The organism is Nitrososphaerota archaeon, assembly GCA_029785825.1.
Taxonomy (GTDB): Archaea; Thermoproteota; Nitrososphaeria; order Nitrososphaerales; family Gagatemarchaeaceae; genus UBA183.
Genome location: JAFLYY010000001.1, coordinates 1,141,242 through 1,158,794 on the forward strand (window position 1 = coordinate 1,141,242; position 17,553 = coordinate 1,158,794).

The 17,553-nt window shown below is 60.1% G+C and carries 14 protein-coding genes and 1 tRNA gene; 7 read left to right on the forward strand and 8 right to left on the reverse strand.

Annotated features, from left to right (window positions below; all coding sequences use genetic code 11):
* Positions 1-32 precede the first annotated feature (32 nt).
* Positions 33-836 (reverse strand): hypothetical protein, encoded by an 804-nt coding sequence (locus tag JRN21_06005; GenBank protein MDG6988864.1) that lies wholly within the window; start codon positions 834-836, stop codon positions 33-35.
* A gap of 254 nt (positions 837-1,090) precedes the next feature.
* Between JRN21_06005 and JRN21_06010 the strand changes: the two genes are divergently transcribed.
* Together JRN21_06010 and JRN21_06015 are read left to right on the forward strand one after the other, a co-directional pair.
* Positions 1,091-1,357 carry a hypothetical protein gene (locus JRN21_06010; GenBank protein MDG6988865.1) on the forward strand — a complete coding sequence of 89 codons (267 nt, stop codon included), beginning with the start codon at positions 1,091-1,093 and terminating at the stop codon, positions 1,355-1,357.
* A 786-nt stretch (positions 1,358-2,143) separates the two neighbouring features.
* Positions 2,144-2,509, forward strand: coding sequence for a nuclear transport factor 2 family protein (locus JRN21_06015; protein MDG6988866.1), 366 nt, complete (start codon positions 2,144-2,146; stop codon positions 2,507-2,509).
* Positions 2,510-2,894: 385 nt separating this feature from the next.
* Here JRN21_06015 and JRN21_06020 read toward each other — a convergent pair whose 3' ends face one another.
* Together JRN21_06020 and JRN21_06025 are read right to left on the reverse strand one after the other, a co-directional pair.
* Positions 2,895-3,950, reverse strand: coding sequence for an SDR family NAD(P)-dependent oxidoreductase (locus JRN21_06020; GenBank protein MDG6988867.1), 1,056 nt, complete (start codon positions 3,948-3,950; stop codon positions 2,895-2,897).
* Positions 3,951-4,423: 473 nt separating this feature from the next.
* Complete coding sequence (locus JRN21_06025) at positions 4,424-5,137, reverse strand: hypothetical protein (GenBank protein MDG6988868.1); 714 nt, start codon at positions 5,135-5,137, stop codon at positions 4,424-4,426.
* A 358-nt stretch (positions 5,138-5,495) separates the two neighbouring features.
* Here JRN21_06025 and JRN21_06030 point away from each other — a divergent pair, with 358 nt between their 5' ends.
* Positions 5,496-7,151 carry a long-chain fatty acid--CoA ligase gene (locus JRN21_06030; protein ID MDG6988869.1) on the forward strand — a complete coding sequence of 552 codons (1,656 nt, stop codon included), beginning with the start codon at positions 5,496-5,498 and terminating at the stop codon, positions 7,149-7,151.
* A 553-nt stretch (positions 7,152-7,704) separates the two neighbouring features.
* Here the strand turns inward: JRN21_06030 and JRN21_06035 are convergent.
* Positions 7,705-7,974, reverse strand: a complete 270-nt coding sequence (locus tag JRN21_06035; protein MDG6988870.1) for a hypothetical protein — start codon at positions 7,972-7,974, stop codon at positions 7,705-7,707.
* A 265-nt stretch (positions 7,975-8,239) separates the two neighbouring features.
* On the opposite strand from JRN21_06035, the gene JRN21_06040 reads away from it, so the two are divergent.
* Together JRN21_06040 and JRN21_06045 are read left to right on the forward strand one after the other, a co-directional pair.
* Positions 8,240-10,066 (forward strand): hypothetical protein, encoded by a 1,827-nt coding sequence (locus JRN21_06040; protein ID MDG6988871.1) that lies wholly within the window; start codon positions 8,240-8,242, stop codon positions 10,064-10,066.
* Positions 10,067-10,393: 327 nt separating this feature from the next.
* On the forward strand, positions 10,394-10,630 hold the full coding sequence (locus JRN21_06045; protein ID MDG6988872.1) for a hypothetical protein: 237 nt from the start codon (positions 10,394-10,396) through the stop codon (positions 10,628-10,630).
* A gap of 125 nt (positions 10,631-10,755) precedes the next feature.
* On the opposite strand, the gene JRN21_06050 is transcribed toward JRN21_06045, so the two are convergent.
* Both JRN21_06050 and JRN21_06055 read right to left on the reverse strand, forming a co-directional pair.
* Positions 10,756-10,845 (reverse strand) — tRNA-Arg (locus tag JRN21_06050).
* A gap of 76 nt (positions 10,846-10,921) precedes the next feature.
* Positions 10,922-12,139, reverse strand: a complete 1,218-nt coding sequence (locus tag JRN21_06055) for an MFS transporter (protein ID MDG6988873.1) — start codon at positions 12,137-12,139, stop codon at positions 10,922-10,924.
* Positions 12,140-12,216: 77 nt separating this feature from the next.
* Here JRN21_06055 and JRN21_06060 point away from each other — a divergent pair, with 77 nt between their 5' ends.
* On the forward strand, positions 12,217-13,998 hold the full coding sequence (locus tag JRN21_06060; protein MDG6988874.1) for an ABC transporter ATP-binding protein: 1,782 nt from the start codon (positions 12,217-12,219) through the stop codon (positions 13,996-13,998).
* Positions 13,995-15,791 carry an ABC transporter ATP-binding protein gene (locus JRN21_06065; GenBank protein MDG6988875.1) on the forward strand — a complete coding sequence of 599 codons (1,797 nt, stop codon included), beginning with the start codon at positions 13,995-13,997 and terminating at the stop codon, positions 15,789-15,791. The genes JRN21_06060 and JRN21_06065 overlap by 4 nt, the downstream gene beginning before the upstream one ends.
* Positions 15,792-15,806: 15 nt before the next feature.
* Here JRN21_06065 and JRN21_06070 read toward each other — a convergent pair whose 3' ends face one another.
* Together JRN21_06070 and JRN21_06075 are read right to left on the reverse strand one after the other, a co-directional pair.
* Complete coding sequence (locus JRN21_06070) at positions 15,807-16,091, reverse strand: hypothetical protein (protein MDG6988876.1); 285 nt, start codon at positions 16,089-16,091, stop codon at positions 15,807-15,809.
* Positions 16,076-17,551, reverse strand: coding sequence for a cytochrome bc complex cytochrome b subunit (locus tag JRN21_06075; GenBank protein MDG6988877.1), 1,476 nt, complete (start codon positions 17,549-17,551; stop codon positions 16,076-16,078). The genes JRN21_06070 and JRN21_06075 overlap by 16 nt, the downstream gene beginning before the upstream one ends.
* Positions 17,552-17,553: the final 2 nt, after the last annotated feature.

Consider the following 17,553-nt stretch of genomic DNA (forward strand, 5'->3'; position numbering starts at 1 on the left):
CCTGTTTTGATATCTAGCTTCGCAGCCCGAGCCTAGGGCCTACCATGACCGCCTGAAGAGGCGCCGCCAAAGGTCACGGTGAAGCTGGAGCCGTCCGAACTGAGGGACGAGGTAGTAGCCAGTGTCTTCCCGTTGTTCGTGACCATGTTGATGCTGGCCACGGACGAGAAGGTACCGAACGACTGCATGGTGCCGCCGATCGTGGCGTAGCATGTGCCGCTCACGCCCGTGTTGTCCTGTCCGTAAGATGCCGTCCCGAAATTGGCGAGGGTCGTCAGGCTGCCGCCTATCGCGGGCCTCTCCGTTATGCACTCCGCGTTAGCGAGCTGCGCACCGCTGACCGTCGCGGCGGTAGAATAGCTGTTAGCGCCGTCGGTGACCGTCGCCGTGCACGAGGCGCCGCCTGACACTGCGCTGCAAGTCACCGTGACCGAAATCACGTCTCCCGGAGAGGGATTCCAAGTGGCATAGGTGGGCGCTGCTGGGTAGAACTCCGTCCAGGCGGAGTAGACAGGAGAGCCCTTCGTACACTGCACCAGGGTTCCCGCCTGTTCGACCGTGCTGTCACTATACCCGTCGATTCCGGCCCAGAAGGCTGCGTAGGTCGTCTTTTTCGAGCAGCTGACCGAGGGTTGGACGAACGAGCCAGACACAGTGGTCACAGTCCCCGAAGAGCCGGTCACGGCGTAGCCAGCCCAGTTGAGGCTGGACTCGGAACCGCTCGCGCGGAGGTTCGGAGTGAGGACCACGGACGCGGCTGCCAGAGGAGTCACGCTCAGCAAGGAGAAGAGCACCAAGCACGAAGTCGCGATTGTCGCGAAGTTCCTCGACTTCAACGAGAGATTTTTTGGGACGATGTTCTATTTAAACCTAACATCTTAGGGACATTGTTAGCTCCGTCGCACAGCCGTTTCATGGATTATCCATTGGGTCATGGATGAGTAACGAGGTCTTCCGACTCGAGAGATGCCTATGGCCCTAAGGTCGGGATTACCGGACCGGAGGCAAGACTGCAATCTGAAACTCTGGACACCATGCTCGCTTCTCCGGTGGACTTGCTCGAAGAGACGGGAGTCGTCACCCAAGAGGAATGGGAGCGGAGAATCAAGAAGAAGTTGAAGACATAAAGGAAACGAGCAAGGCAGGCTTTGCGGTCAGGTTTGCTCTGCTTGTGCTTCTGACCGGCGGTGGGATCGGAGCAGTTCTGGTTGTCGAAACTGGTTTCAACACGGGGATACCGAATCTCGTGTTCCTCCCAATAGGCCTGGGATACCTTTTGCTCATGTTCAGCTGGGCAGTCAAGTTAGGCCTGAGACGGCAAGCCTCCAAGAAAAGGGAAAGTGGCGTGCAGAGTTGACGGAGTCCAGCTTAGGGGCTCGTCGCTATCTGGAGTTCGTGGCGTCCCAACCGCACAGACGCAAAGGGGCCTTCGAGACTTCTCCCGCCGACAGACCCCCTGCTGGACAGGCTGCTCAGACCCGGCCGGTCCCGCATAGGCATTCTGCACAGGTGGTCATCTTCCCGCATACGCTGCACTTCTCGAATGAGTGGTAGTGCTCGTCAAAGCCCTTGCTCTGTGGGCACTCCAGGTCGTTCTTACATACGAACATCCGGGCGCTCCGACCAGTAGCCCCTCATTAACCTAAGCCGGGAGGCGAGGAGAGGCCCCGATCGAGCGCGCCCGGCGTGCAGGAGCGCTGGTTTCTTCCGCTGAGCATGCGGCTCTCGGCCTTCGTGGCTATGCCCGGCCTCTTTTCCTGACTTCAGATCGGCGCTGGCGTGCTAACGGAGGACGCCCTTCCACGTTGCCGGTACAGGGCCCTTGTACACGACCTCGTTGGCTCCGACAAAATCCGCGAGTCGATCGATGGTCTCCCCGATCTTGGATGAGACGTCCTTGCCGCCGGGTGCGCTTGAGCCTCCGTCTGACCGTTTCTTCGTCGACCCTGAGGGTTCTGACCGCGCTCGAGTGGGTGACCCTCACGTTCCACTGGGGCTCCCGAGTTCCTTGAATATCTTCACGTCAAGGTCGTCCATGCGGTACATGGGACATCGAGAAAACTGGCGCTACCGGATTGAGCTTGTCGGATTTCCTCATCGCCGTAGGGCGAGAGATATTAGCAGGGCGGAAGCCCTGCGAGGCGTGCAGCCAGCAAAAGATGCGGTCGGCGTGGTCACGTCGTACATCAGTGCCTTGGATCGCATGGACTACGAAACTGCCATGACCTTCCTGCACCAGCAGGTCAGAATCAAAGGACCTGCTGGCGAGACTTTCGGGAAACCCCTCGACTTCGTCGAGATGCTCCGGAGGTACCGCGGGAGGTACGACGTCAAGAAGGTCTTCTCGGAAGGAGACGACGTGTGCGTATTTTACGACTTGAAGACCACAGGCCCGACGGTGTTCATGTCCTCCTGGTACCAGGTCAGGGACGGGAAGATAGCATCCATCCAGACCGTCTTCGACCCGCGAGCGTTCGGCCTGCCAGCTGTGGAAAGGCCCAGCGAGTGAAGGCAATCAGGATCCACGCCCGTGCTGGTCCGGAAGACATTGTCTACGAGGGGGCTCCCGTTCAGGCCGTGGAGGACAGCGAGGTACTCGTCAAGGCGCAAGGGCCCGGGGCAATCCCATCGAGTTCCCCGGAACCTTCCCTTCACCACGGTCGACGGTGACGGCCGCCTGCACACCACGCACATTTCCAGGGCGCTAACCAAGAGACCTGTTGTAGGCACGGGCCCGGAGGGGCCTGAACCTATCATGGGTTCGAATCTCTATGTGTATTCGAAGCCGCTAGCATTCGATTGGTTTACCAATCCAAATCCGGGGTTGGAGATTGCGGCGCTTCAGACTTGGGAAAGAGCTGCGGGGCCACGACTGCCGCGTAAATCAGATCAGTCTATCTTCCTTTCGTCGCTCTCTCGTCCAAGGCTTTTCGCAGTCTCGCCGCGAGTTCCGAATCTGTCAGAGGATCCGTTTGGCCGCCGTTTACTTGGATAAGTCGTGCGAGTATGTTATCAATCACTTCGGTCGCGGTATCGCGGTCGCTGACGAGGTACCTTGGCTTCGGGCTGTCTGAGTATAGCGCGTCGTAGACCGCCTCGGCCACTGGTGTAGGTTCTGGGTATATGGTGCGCTCAAGGACGCCTGGGGTGTTCACGTACCAGTTCCAGACCTGCTTGATTTGGTCCCGAAAGGCCGATCGTTCCCATTTGGTGTCGGCTTCGCCCCGCAGGAGTTCCCACGCATTGATGGCCATTCTGCTTCTATATGCCATCGGCTCTATTGTGCTCACGCTGAGCCCGAGCATGGCCAATTCTTCTCGCAAGATTTCGGTATAGCCTTCTAACGCGTGCTTGCTCGTCCCATACGGTCCCAACCAAGTGTCAGTCATGAAACCGCCTATCGAGCTAATGTTCACAATCCGCCCCTTGGACTCCACGAGCAAGGGGCCGAAATCGTGTATCATTCTATGGATGCCGACGAGGTTGACCTCTAGCACTCGATTGAATTCCTCGACCGAGGTATCGATCAAGGGACCTAGTCCTGTGACGCCTGCGCTGTTCACGAGCCCATGGAGCCCCCGCCCCGATTCACGGACTGTCTTTGCTCCCCGTCGTACATCTTCGGAGTTGGTTACGTCGAGTACCAGAGGGGTGACATTGGGCAACTTTGCAAGCTCGGCCGAGTCCTTCTGCTTGCGAACACCTGCGTAAACGTCGCGTCTTTTGGAGGCAAGAAGCTCGCAGATGGCCCTCCCCAAACCACTGCTCGCTCCTGTGACTATGACAGGGCCCTCCGATGGCTTCGGCAAGGTTCCGAGCCACAGAATACGCGGCGCGACAATAAAAGCCTCACCGTTCTCGTACAGCCGGAGTGTTTGACTTGGCCTCAACACAGAATAGCGTGAATCAATCCGCATCCGCCACATGGAGTTCATTCTGAGCCATTTCATCCCGGACCAGGTGGGGTCCGGACCCATTATGGGTTCGGATCTCTTTTGGGAGCGCGACTGAAGCGGAAGAACTGGACTAAACCGCTCCATTGTGTCAGTCGCAAATGGGACTGACGTCTCGGGTCGGATTTGAGCTAGCGTGCGCTGGCTCAAATCTCAACACGGGAGCTTCCACTTCAATGTCAGTCCTGGGCCGATACAGGTCTTCGCCAATGTCACAAACACGTCAGGCGAATCCATATCCGGGTAGACGCAACGATCGACGGCGAGGACGCAGGCGTATGTGGTTATGGCGCCAACGCTAATCGGACCATGGCATGCAGTTCCGAGATTATCCCCCGTCCCACCTGCTCCCAGATTTCCCCAACTAACAGTCACGCTTTGACGCTGTCGCCTTACTTCGGCAATGGTAAGATGCCGACGGGCTCGTGCTCTTTTACAAGCGCACAGATAGGCTGTCCTTAGCCCAGAATTCAGCTCGAGAGGTCATCTTCGCCCAGAGGCGAGGCCCTTCTGTAGAAGATGTCTCCGCTGGGATCCGGGTGACGCCGGACGATCCCTTGTGAGGCCAGCATGTCGCACGTAGTCTGCACTTCGTCTGGGTCTAGTTCGACCTTGAACTGATCTTCGACCTCCTCCTCGACTTCAAGCACACCCTTCTCCTGCATGTCCGAAAGGACCCTGACTATTTTGCCCGCGAGAGTTGCCGTCGAAGGTGGTTCGGGGATGGCGACAAGCTTCTGTCGCCCCGCCTTGAGATTATCGATTATGGGGGCCCAGTCCTTCAACCCCTTTCCCCTTCGCTCTTCCGCCTGAACTATCAAGAACGATCGCTTAGTACCGTTGTCCTCCCAGTCCAGTTCGAAGCCAGGCCTCTCTAGCCGTCCTCCATGTGGCCTGACGGATTCGATTGATGGAATAGGGATGAATATGTTTGGCGGCCTTTGCGGTATCTGGTCGATGCCTTTGACTTCCGAAAAGACGAAGTTGGCCTCGAAGATGCCTACCGGGAGCTCCACCGACTTCTCATCTGTGCAAACGAAGATCAACCTTCTGTCAGTCAGGACCAACGTACCTTCGACCTCGCCGAATCCGAAGTCAGCCTCCAACTCCTTCCTGGCACCGGTCATGCTCAGGGTGGCCCCCTGTTCTTGCGCCAGTATGACTTCTGAAGACTGGCCGCTCAAGCTGGAGTTCCGTTCAGTGGGAGCATTATAAGTGAATCGAGCGTTGGACAGAGCGTGTCCCGACACTAAGATGCCACGATACCCCCGCGCGCGAATGGGACTTTGCAATTCGATGACTTGAGGTGTCAGACGACCCCGGAAGATTCTTTGGAGCAACTAGCCGTAATCAGGCTCTGATGGCCAGACAGAACCCATTCTGAGCGATTCCATGACGGGCCCGGCGGGGCCCCGACCCATTATGGGTTCGAATCCTTGCCACCACGCAAATTCGCGCTCTCTCGTTTGCGGCGAGCAGGTTCGTTATGCCGGGGCATATGCCGTATATATGACGACGCCCGTACGATGGCCTGAGCCGTCATTGGAAGGCACAATGATGGATTATCCGTTGACGCTTCCGCGCGTTTTGGAACACGCCGCCAAGATATTCGGCAAGACCGAAATTGCTTCGAGGATGCCTGACAGGTCGATTCACCGGGAGACGTATGTCGACCTGCACCGGCGGGCCAGGGCGCTGGGCCGGGCTCTACAGGACGCCGGGCTCAAGAGGGGGGACCGTGTCGCGACCCTCATGTGGAACCACTACGCGCACATGGAAACTTACTTCGGGGCGCCGGCAGCCGGGGGCGTCCTCCACACTCTTAACCTCAGGCTGCATCCGAACGACATCGCCTACATAGCTAATCACGCTTCCGACAGGTTCCTCGTCTTGGACGACGTCCTTCTCCCGCTCTTCGACAAGTTCAGCAGGGCCGTGAACTTCGAAAGGGTGCTTGTGGTGCCTCTGACAGGGAAGCCGGTCCCGCCGCCCTACCTCAACTACGAGGAGTTCCTCAAGGGTGCCAAAGGGGAACTGGAATATCCTGACCTTGACGAGAAAGAGGCTGCGGCCATGTGCTACACGTCCGGGACCACGGGCCGTCCCAGGGGGGTGGTCTACTCCCACAGAGCCATCTACCTGCACTCCCTCGGCCTGCTCCTGAGCGACTTCACCGGCCTGTCCAGCCGGGACACGCTCTGCCCTGTAGTACCCATGTTCCACGCCAACGCCTGGGGCCTCCCCTTCGCGGCTCCCATGGTGGGGACGAAGCTCGTCTACCCTGGTCCGTATCTTGACCCTCCGAGCCTCCTGGACCTCTTCGAGCAGGAACGAGTCACTGTGACGGCCGGTGTGCCGAGCATATGGCTTGGGATGATCGGCACTCTTCAGAAGGAGCCGGCCAGGTGGTCTTTGGCGAAGGGGATGAAGATGATAGTCGGGGGGTCCGCCGTGCCGGAGAGCATGATCCGAGCCTACGATAAGTTCGGCCTACGGGTGATACAAGCCTGGGGGATGACCGAGACGGCGCCTCTGGGCACGCTGAGCTTCCTGAAGGGAGGGATGGACTCCCTGACCGATGACGAGAAGTATGGTTACAGAGCCAAGCAGGGGATACCCGCCCCCCTGGTGGAGGTCCGCGTGGTCAACGACAGGGGGATGGCCCCCTGGGACGGCAAGACGACAGGAGAACTGCAGGTCCGTGGGCCCTGGGTCGCGGCCAGATACCACAACCTCCCGGAGGCGGGCGAGAACTGGAGCGAAGATGGGTGGTTCAGGACAGGTGACGTCGCGGCTATTGACGCAGAAGGCTACGTCAGAATCACGGACAGGATCAAGGACCTCATAAAATCAGGAGGAGAATGGATAAGCTCGGTGGACGTGGAGAACGCGATCATGGGCCACCCGGCCGTCGCCGAAGCCGCGGTCGTCGCTGTCCCGCATCCGAAGTGGCAGGAAAGGCCGCTGGCCGTGGTAGTCCTGAGGGCAGACTTCAAGGGGAAGGTGCAGCCGGACGAGCTGAGGTCGTTCATCGCCCCGAAGTTCGCGAGCTGGTGGCTCCCCGACGCGATAGTCTTCGCCGACGAGCTCCCCAAGACCGGGACAGGCAAGGTGGCGAAGATACTCCTGCGCGACCAGTACAAGGAATGGAAGTGGGCCGAGCCCCCTGTTCCTCGGGACACGGCACCGTCGATGTGACAGACTACCACGCCCGAGCCCAAGGACCTCTGGCCACAAGGATTCTCCAACCTCGGGCCACCACCATCGCAGAAGCACCGGAGAGGAGATTACGTAGTTCACAGTGTTGGAGCCAGGAGATGATTCCGGACCATTGGGTTCTGCTTCTCGACTCTGACATCTATCATGACGACAACGGTGAAAGCGCAAGCTGCAGCCAACCATTCCCGATTGACACCGCTAACCTCGCAGGTCGTTGTACCTTGAGGGCCTGGGTGTCACCGCCCCCAGCGCCGGCATTGGGTTGGCACCCGTTTGACCTGCTGCAGAAGAGGTTGGATCAGGCTATGTCTGTCAAACAGAGTTCGTTCTGAGCTGTGTCATCACGGGCCCGGTGGGGTTCGCGACAGAAGTGTAACAAATACCTTCCTTTTTTCTTTCACATTGCTTGTCATATGAGTGAATCGGGTTCGATTCCGGAGGGATGCGATCAAGAAATTGAGTGGGTCCGACGCCAAAGCAGACTCGCATCACTGCGCTGAGTAGAAAAAAAGAGGAGAAGATGGTTTGTTCGCTACGGACAGGCGGAGTTGCCTACCGCGGTGAACATGCCCAGATTTCCTTGTAGATGGAAGAAGTCCAGACCGGGGGTCCCGTCGTGAGACATCGGACCCGAATTGAAGTTCATCATTGCGGCAGAATTCGACATGTTCATTGCGCCGCAAACCCCGTTGTTGGATGGCGAAGTCGCGAAGGTTGCTGGACTGATGGAGAAGGTCGTCAGGAGCGCGAAGGCTGCAAGGAGAGTCAGGGCAACTGTTTTTTGGACAGTGATTTTCTTCATGCACCAGGAGCGGCGGACGAAAAATAGTTACCCATTTTTCCGCTGGTTTGCTACCTCGGGATTCGCCGGGAGGCGCGGCTCGGGGACCGGAAGAGAGGACCATCCCTTTCAGACCCGTTTCCGGCCCAGACATGCCAAAATCTTGCGCTTTTCAAGATCGGGGCGTTTTCCGAAGGGTGGGGGCTCCCGGGAATATTCGCCGGGCTACTGGGCCTCTCTTTGAAGCATTAATTACCGGAACAATGTTCCAGAGGAGTCTCGGGACTTGAAGCCGCGGAGAGGAAGGACCATGGCGACCAGGTCCGCTCCGGAGGCCGGCGGGGGAGCGGGCCCATTCGGGGACAAGAGGAGGACCGGTTTCGGGTTCGAGTCGAAGAGGGCCGAACGCCTCTTCGAGTGCATGGTCGACGCCTTCGTGAACGATCACATGAGGAAGAAGCTGTCTTCGGACAGTTCAGGTTGGAGGGACCTGGCCCAGCTCGCCAGGATGATGAATGTCCCACCGTCGTCCGTCTATGGCAGGCATGGAGGGGTAGGTCCCGAGTTCGGCGAACTGGCAAGAAGCGGAATGGTCGAGACCAGCGTCGTCACAGGCCAGCGGGGAAGAGGGGGCGCCGTCACGCGCTATCGCATTGCGTACGAGAGGGAGCCGATAAGGGATTACGTCAACGAGAGGGTAAAGGGAGCGCCTCGTGCCGAGGCGGTCAAAGTGCTGCTCCCGACGAACCACGTGGCAATTCTGCCCTTCGTAAACATGAGCCCCGAGCAGGCGGACGAATACCTGGCCGATGGCCTTACAGAAGAGCTGATCTCCACGACTTCAAAGGTCTCCGGGCTGAGGGTGGTCTCCCGCACCTCAGTGATGCAGTATAAGCAGTCTACGAAGTCAGCCGGCCAGATAGGGAGGGAGCTGAACGCGGGAACCCTTCTCGAAGGGAGCGTCAGGAAGGCAGGTGGCAGAATCAGGGTGAACGTCCAGATGATTGACGCAAACAGGGACCTGCACCTTTGGGCCGAGAGCTACGACAGGAGCCTGCGAAGCCTGTTCGCGATTCAGAGCGAGATTGCCGAGAAGGTGGCAGGGGAGCTGAAGGTCCAGCTCCTGCCCTCCGAGAAGGAAGCCACAGAGCTGAGAGACACAGACAATATTGAAGCATACACATGGTACATCAGAGCGACGCAGCTTCTCCATCAGGGGACGGAAGAAAGCCTCAGAGAGGCGGTCGAGTTGTTCGAGCAAATCATGTCGGTTGATAACCAGTTCGCGCGAGCCTATGCTGGTCTCGCGGAGGCTCTAGACGCCTTGACAAGTCAGAACTTTGAGGATTTCGCGACTGCAGTTGGGAGGGCCGAAGCCGCTGCTTGCAAGGCTTTGGAAATCGGACCGAACCGGCCCGAAGCCCATGCGGCAATGGCCTGGGTCTTTCTTGCTTCCGACAGGATTCAAGAGGCAATCTCGGAAGCAAAGAAGGCCGTCAGCCTCAACACGAATTTCGCCCGGGCCTACGAGATGTTGGGAAGCGCCTATTCCTCGTTGGGAGACCTGGAGCTCGGAATCGAGAGCTTGGAGAAAGCAAGTGCGCTGAACCCTCTCTCCTTCCAAATCGGCCACCTCCTTTGTCATGTGTACCTGGCTGCGGGCAGAAGGCGCGATGCCCTCAGGGAAGTGGAGCGGTTGAACCAGCTGCATCCAAGCAATCCCCTGTCCTTCCATTGCTTGGCTCAATATCACATCGGGAGCAGGGACCTAGAGAACGCCCAACGGGCTGTTGATGCTGGGATGAAGGTCGATCCCCAGGCGCCCGTACTGATAATCGATCAAGGAATAGTATACGCCTTGGCCCAGAAGAGGCAAGCCGCAGAGGAGCAGCTGCGAATAGTCGAGAGGAATGACAAGGAATCTGTGCGACTTTTCGGGCAGGTCTGGATTTGCGCCGCCTTGGGTGACTTTGGCAAGGCCTTTGAGGCACTGATGAAGCAAGCGGAAACGCATTCATGGTATACTCTTATGAAGACGGAGCCTCTGTTCGAAGGGCTCCGGAAGGACCCACGTTTCGCAGAATTCTGCGCGAAAGTTGGACTGCCCCCTTGAATCAGGAAGCTAGGTCGCCTCCGGTCGCCTCAAGTCGGCACCTTCTCCCCGACTTGGAACCTTGAGGACAGAATCCGGAGGGGGAGGAGCTCACCCTATCCTACTGCTGATCTTGCAGAGGTTGGTTGACTTGGCTTCTATCGTAGTAAGAACCGCCTGGGCTGGGAGTCCGACTGCTAGCTAACCGTCAGTAGTTTCAGTTCTGCCCCGCCGCCTTATCTTCTTCTAGACTCTGGTCTCGAGCGAGTAGGGATTGGCAGATGGCGACATTGCGACGAAGCAGCCGGGGCCAAGGGGTTCGTTTCCCACGACTTCCGCGTCTTCTGGATGGGCCACAAGGGCTCAATCGAAGCCGTATACACAACCAATCACCGCAGGCTCCCCGAATCGCTCCTCCCAGAGATGAAGGATTCGTTCCTCAGAGCGGAGCCATACCTTGAATCGGAGCTTGACGTGGAGGCGGAGAAGAAGAGGAGCAGCATCATGGCCAAGGACACCCAGGCCGACGCAGTGACGCTGGGCGGGCTCGCAAAGCTGCTAGAAGTAGCGGCGCGAACAGGCTAGCCCAGCGCAGACCGTGGCCCTGGCTGAGGCAGCGGAGCAACTGATCAACCAGGGGTGGACCTTCGCGGAGGTCCTCCCGAACGGCAAAGTGGTCCTGAACAGGGGTATTCGTAACAGTTCTGAAACGGGCCCGGTGGGATTCGAACCCACGGTCTCTGAGCTTTCGCACTTCAGCTTCGGAGGCTGACGCCCTATCCGTGCTGGGCTACGGGCCCAATCGCCCGGCCGTAGGGGGCCCCGGATAAACACTGGCCCCCCGTTCTGCAATTCTCCCGCGCCCCGGACCTGCCGCTAGCCGGGCGCCTTCGTAACACCCGGGGGAGGCTTGTATCTCCTGAAGAACCACCAGTAGAGGCAGAGGTTGGCGGCGAGCACCGCTCCGTAGAGCGCGAAGGGGTAGTCTATCACCATGGGGTCCGCTTCCAGGGACCCGAACTCGAACCCTGAGAAGTAGGTCCCCCCTGCGGAGAGGGCGAGCCTCGCCGTCTGGTTTATGCCGAAGGCGGCACCCCTTTCGTCCTCCGCCACCATGTCCATCATAGCCGCCTGCTGGATGGGGAGAGCCATCACCCTGGTCGCAGGCAGGAGGAGATAGATGAAGAGCGACACGGGGAACAGGCGGACCAGAGGCATCACGACGGAGAGCACCACGGAGGCGCTTCGGGTCGCCGTGATCCCCTTCAGGAACCCGAGCCTCCTCTCGATCTTCGGCGCCAGGAGCAGCGCGAAGGAAGCGATGAGCCCCGACACCCCGGCGTAGATGTTCATCTCCTGCCTGGTCACCGAGTAGAGCGCGATGAAGAACGGGATGAGGTAGGGGGTGACCAACCCCTGGCTGAGCCCGTTCAGCATGCCAGTGAGGCTGAACTTGCCTATCGCAGCCCCTGACTTCAGGGTAAGGGACCGCCTCACCGACTTCCCCGTCCTCACCATTGGGGTCAGGAGCACCGACGCCACGCCCAGCACGGTCGCCACCGCGAACACGTCCTGTATCGTCCCGAACCCTCCGAGATAGGCCCCCGCGGCCGAGGCTATCCCGGAGACGAAGGCAAGGAGGGAGTAGAACCTCGTCCTGTCCTTCCTCGAGGTCAGCTCCGTGGTGAGGATTGACTGTATCGGCTGGGCTGCGCCACCCACCCCGCCCCCCGGGAGGGACCCCGTCGCCGATATCCCCCCGATGACGGCGGCGAGGAAAAGAGACGGGACGCTGGTGCTGACCACCACCAGGACTGCGGAAAGCGGCAGGAGCGCCAGCGCCACGACGAAGGTGAGCCTCCTCCCTACCAGGTCGGCGGCGATTCCTATGCCGAGCCCCAAGACGGCGGTGGCGACGGTGGCGGAGGCGTACATCACGCCGAGTAGGACGTACCCCAAGTGCAGCTCTTCGAGCACGAGGAACGGGAAGGCGACGTTGATCATCCCCGCCGAGACGCTCCTGAGCACCCTCAGGGCGGCGAGGAAGGTCAGGGAACGGCTGTCTGTCGTATCTGCGGGCCTAGATTCTTCCAAAACGGGTGTTGAGGGGCCCTCCGGTTGCCGCTATAAATCGGGTCCCTGCGCCGATTTAAGAAGACGCCGGGGCCGGGTTGCTTTGCACGGCGGAGCTGAGGTTGCTAGACAGGTATCTGAGGTTGTTCGGCCTGATGAGGAAGCACTGGCCGATAGCGGCAGTGACGTTCGTCAGCGTCACCGCCCTTACCGGGTTCCGGGTGCTCGTCCCCTTCCTCACAGGTGGGGCGGTCAACGACATCGTGAGCGGGTCGCCGATATCGTCCATATCCAAGATCGCGGTGGAGGTCGTGGCTGTCAGCGCTGCGTCTGCGGCGTTCAGCTTCGGGCTCAGCTACGGAGGCCAGGCGCTGGGCCAGAAGATGATCTACGACCTGCGCAACATGATCTTCACGTCCATCCAGTCACAGTCCTTCAGCTTCCACGACAGGAACGAGACCGGACAGCTCATGTCGAGGGCCACCGGGGACGTCGAAGCCGTCCGCAGGTTCGTCGCCTTCGGCTGGGGCCAGCTCCTGTCTAACGTGTTCCTCGTCGGAGGGGTCGTGGTCTCCTTGGTCTACCTCAACCTCTACCTCGCAAGCGTAGTTGCCGTGGTCTTCCCGCTGATCCTCCTCCTCAGCTGGAGGTTCAGCCGGACCCAGGGCCCCTTCTGGCGGCTCACCAGGAAGAACTACGGCGCCATGAATACGGTGCTCCAGCAGAACGTCGCGGGGGCCAGGATAGTGAGGTCGTTCTCCGCTGAGGAAAGCGAGGTCTCGCGCTTCGCCACGACCAACCAGGCGTACAGGGACGGCATCGTGGGGTCTTCAGCCGTCCGCGCGATCTACACCCCGCTGCTGAGCCTCGTGATCAGCGTCGACCTCGCGGCGCTCTACTACTTCGGCGGGGGACCGGTGATCGCCAAGACGATATCGATCGGGGACCTGGTCGCTGCTGCGAACCTCCTTGCCCTGCTGGGGGGACCGAGCAGGTTCCTGGGCCAGCTCATCCTCATAGGCCAGAACGGCATGGCGGGGTTCGACAGGATCCTGGAGGTCGTCGACGCGGAGGCAGAAGTGAAGGACAGGCTGGGGGCCCTCCCTCTTACAGGGGTGAGAGGGGACATAAGGTTCGAAGGCGTGAGGTTCGGGTACGGGAAAGGCAGGGAGGTCCTCCAGGGGATAGATCTGGAGATCCCCGCCGGCGAGGTGGTCGCCTTCGTCGGGGTCTCCGGGTCCGGCAAGACCACCATGGCCAACCTGGTCCCCCGCTTCTACGACGTCGCCTCGGGCTCGGTGAAGATCGACGGGAAGGACGTCAGGGACATCACCCTGAAGTCTCTCAGGGCTTCCGTCGGCCTGGTCAGCCAGGACATATTCCTCTTTTCTGCCACCATAAGGGAGAACGTCTGCTATGGGAAGGCGGACGCCAGCCAGGACGAGGTTGAGAGGGTCTGCAGGCTGGCCAACGCCGACGAGTTCATAGAGAGGTATCCCGAAAAGTACGGGACCAGGGTCGGGGAGCGAGGGGTCACGCTTTCCGGTGGGCAGAAGCAGAGGATAGCCATCGCGAGGACGCTCCTCATGGACCCGCGGATCCTCATCCTCGACGACTCCCTCTCGAGCGTCGACGCGGGGACCGAGTACGCCATCGGGGAGGCGCTCAAGGAGGTGATAAGGGGGAGGACCACCATAATCATCACCCAGAGGCTGGCGACGCTGAGGCTCGCGAAGAGGATAGTCGTCTTCGAAGCCGGGAGGGTGGTCGAACAGGGGACCCACGAAGAGCTTCTGAGGCTGAACGGAGCGTATGCGAGGCTCTACCTGTCGCAGTACGCGCCGCAGGCCGTCACGGAAAAGGAGTTGGACCCTCGGTGACGCTGCGGGGGATGTACATCGGGGACGACGACCCCGACTCGCGGAAAGACCGGAAGTACAGCGATGGGTTCCTCCTGCGCCGACTGGTGGGGTACGTCTTAGGGTACAAGCGGGACTTGGCGGTGAGCCTTGGTGGCCTTCTTTTCACCGCGGCCGCGGGAATAGTAGGACCCGTCCTGCTGGGGTTCGCCATAGACGCCATGGTGGCTGGGAACCTCGGAGGGGTGGCCACCTTCGCTGGCTCCTACGCCATCCTTTACCTCGCCAACTACGTCGCAGACAACAGGCGGACATACACCATGCAGCTGGTGGGGCAGAACTCGTTGAGGGACATCAGAAGAGACGCTTTCGACCACCTTCAGCGCCTCTCCCAGTCGTACTTCTCGACCAGGGAGACCGGGCGGATCATGTCGTACATAATGAACGACGTCGACGCCGTGGAAGACTTCGTGACCTTCCAGCTCCCTCAGGTCCTGTCCGGTTTCCTAACCATAATCTCCATCGTGCTCATCATGCTTTTCTTCAACCTGGAGCTGAGCCTAGTGTCGTTCGTCGTCATCCCGATACTGGTAGCAGTCACCTTTGTCTTCCAAGGGAAGATCACCCGTAACTTCGTAGAGACCAGGAAGAAGATAGCCATGGTGACGGCCAAGCTCCAGGAGGGGATAAGCGGGGTCAGGGTGACCCAGGCTTTCGTCAGCGAGGGGAGGGTCTCGGAGAACTTCGACGCCGTGAACAACGAGAACATGTTAGCCAACCTGAGGGCGAACAAGTACACGTCGGCGTTCAACTCTGTGGTCCAGGTGATCGAGGCCCTGGGGCTTGCCCTCGTCATCTGGTTCGGGGGGACCGAGGTGCTCGCGGGGCACATGCTGGTGGGGACGCTGGTGACGTTCATGCTCTACGTCAACGCGTTCTTCAACCCGATAATCCAGCTCACGACGTTCTACAACTCATTCCAGTCTGCGGTCACGGGGCTGGACAGGGTCACACAGCTCGTAAACGCCGAGATACAGGTAAAGGAACCCGAAACGCCCCTCACCCTCGACGGAGGGGTCGGGTGGGGAGTGGAACTGAAGGAGGTCACCTTCGGGTACTCAGACGACCTCCCCGTCCTGAGAGGGGTCAGCCTGAAAGTTGAGCCCGGGGAAGTGGTGGCGGTGGTGGGGGCCACCGGCGCGGGGAAGTCCAGCATCGTCAACCTGGTCGAGAGGTTCTACGACCCGCAGCGGGGAGAGGTACTGGTGGGGGGGAAAGACGTGAGGCGCCTCCGGTTCGCTGATTTCAGGTCCAGGATAAGCGCGGTCCCTCAGGACCCGTTCCTCTTCGAGTCGACCGTCGCCGACAACATCAGGTACGGGAAGCCCGGAGCATCCCTCGAGCAGGTCAGATTTGTGTCGAAGTCGCTGGGGGTGGACGAGTTCGTCGCGTCTCTACCGGACGGTTACGACACCATGGTGGCAGAAGGAGCCACCAACCTGTCGATGGGCCAGAAGCAGCTCATCTGCTTCGCCAGGGCGCTCCTGCCGGACCCCAAGATACTCATCCTGGATGAGGCGACCTCCGGGATCGACCCGTTTACCGAGCTGAGGGTCCAGCGCGCCCTCGCGTCCATGGTGAGGGGGAGGACCACGATGATAATCGCCCACAGGCTCTCCACCATAAGGCTGGCCGACAGGATAGTCGTCCTGGACTCCGGGCGGGTGGTCGAAGAGGGGACGTTCGAGCAGCTGATGTCCAGGCCGGACGGGACGTTCGCGAAGATGTATGCACTGCAGACGCAGCAGGGCTGACCCGGGTCCGGCAGCTCAGCCCAGGGCCAGGTTAGATACGAGGAGCACCATCAGTGCGAGATACCCCAGGGCGAGCCAGGTCTGGGACGGGAAGCCGGGACCCTTCTTCGACCTGTAGATGTAGGAGATCATGGCGAAGGCGAGGAGGTCGACGCTCAGGTAGAGGGCGAAGGTGTCAGTGCCCGCCTGGGTCAGCGGGTTCAGGAGCCATAGTACGGAAGTGGTGACTGCCTGGAGAGCTACCAGGAACACCACCTGGAGGGCGGCGAAGGAGGCGGCCACCCTCATCTTTCCTTCCACCCTACCTCGAGGAACCTGACCCTCCTCTTCACGCTCCCGGTCCTAAGGTCGAGCCTATAGATCAGGAAGACGCTCCCGAGGACGTCGAGCGTCAGCAATACGGACGAGGCCAGCAGGGACACTGCATCCCCCGCCGTCCAACCGGACAGGAACGCCCCGACGGCCCCATTGAGGAGCCATGCCATCGCAAAGGCGCCCGCCGCCACAAGCCCTGCGAACGCAAGGCCTGTCTTCAGCTCGGAGCGGGGCACCTCATTCGCCGGCCCCAAGGGGAGGCGGTTCCTCGCACGCGAGTACATGAGCCTATAGATCACGAAGGAACCGAGCGTGACTAATAGAGCAGTCCCGCCTATCACGAGCGCCGCCTGTTCGATGGGGATTATCTCGCCGGGGGTCACGAGCCCCCAGTAGGACAGGACCAACACCTCGGCCACAAACACGGCGCCCAGGGTGGTATAAACAGGCCGCCTGGACGTCTGGCGGCTCTTTCCTCTGTCTATGAAAGGCAGGAGCACGAGCACGGCGAAGATGATGGTGACGACCGTGAGCGCCGCCGCCAGCCCGGTGGTTCCTTCGAAGACCTTGATCTTGAGCACCTGATAGACCCAGAGGAAATACCAGTCTGGCTGCGGGATGTACTGCGATGCTGCGGCGGGCGAGTACTCGGGAGGGAGCGTGAGCGGGAAGAGGGCCGAAACCAGGAGCATCCCGGCCCCGAAGAGGAGAGAAAGCTCGAAGAGGTACATCGTGACGTCGGGGAAGATGGGGACCGTCTTCGACTTCTGCTCCTCGGTCGCCCCCGAGGTCGGTTCGCCGACCCCGTGAGTCTCGAGCATGTACATCTTCACGACCAGCAGGATGAGGAGGACCGCGGGGAGGAGGACCACGTGCATGTCGAAGAACCTCAGCAGCTCCGCTCCGTCGCCGCCGTTCCCCACTATCAGGAAGGTGATGAGCGAAGAGAGAGGCTGAGGGAGGGCGCTCACCATGCCGACGCCGACGTCCGTCGCCGACTTCGAGACCACGGTCCAGGGGAGAAGGTACCCGGTGAACCCGAACCCTAGGGTGACGAACCCCATGAGCATCCCCACTATCCACATTACCTCCCTTGGCCTCTTCTGGATGGAGACGAAATACCCGCGCATCATGTGCATGAACGCCAGCATGATCATGGCGTAGGCGGTGTAGAGGTGTATCGTCTCCAGGAACCTCCCGTTGTAGACGCTCTGGAAGATGTACTGGGTCGACGAATAGGCCTGGGTGGGGCTCGGGACGTAGTAGAGCATCATTATTATCCCGGTGACCCCTTGTATGACGAAGGCCACCACCGTCAGGGCTCCCAGCCAGTAGAATGGATTGAGGGCGTACTTCGGGACCGGGCGGAGGAGAGGATAGCTCAGCCCCAGGCGTGAATCGAACCATCCCGCGACGCGCTGGAGCATCCCCTCTTTCTCAGACATCA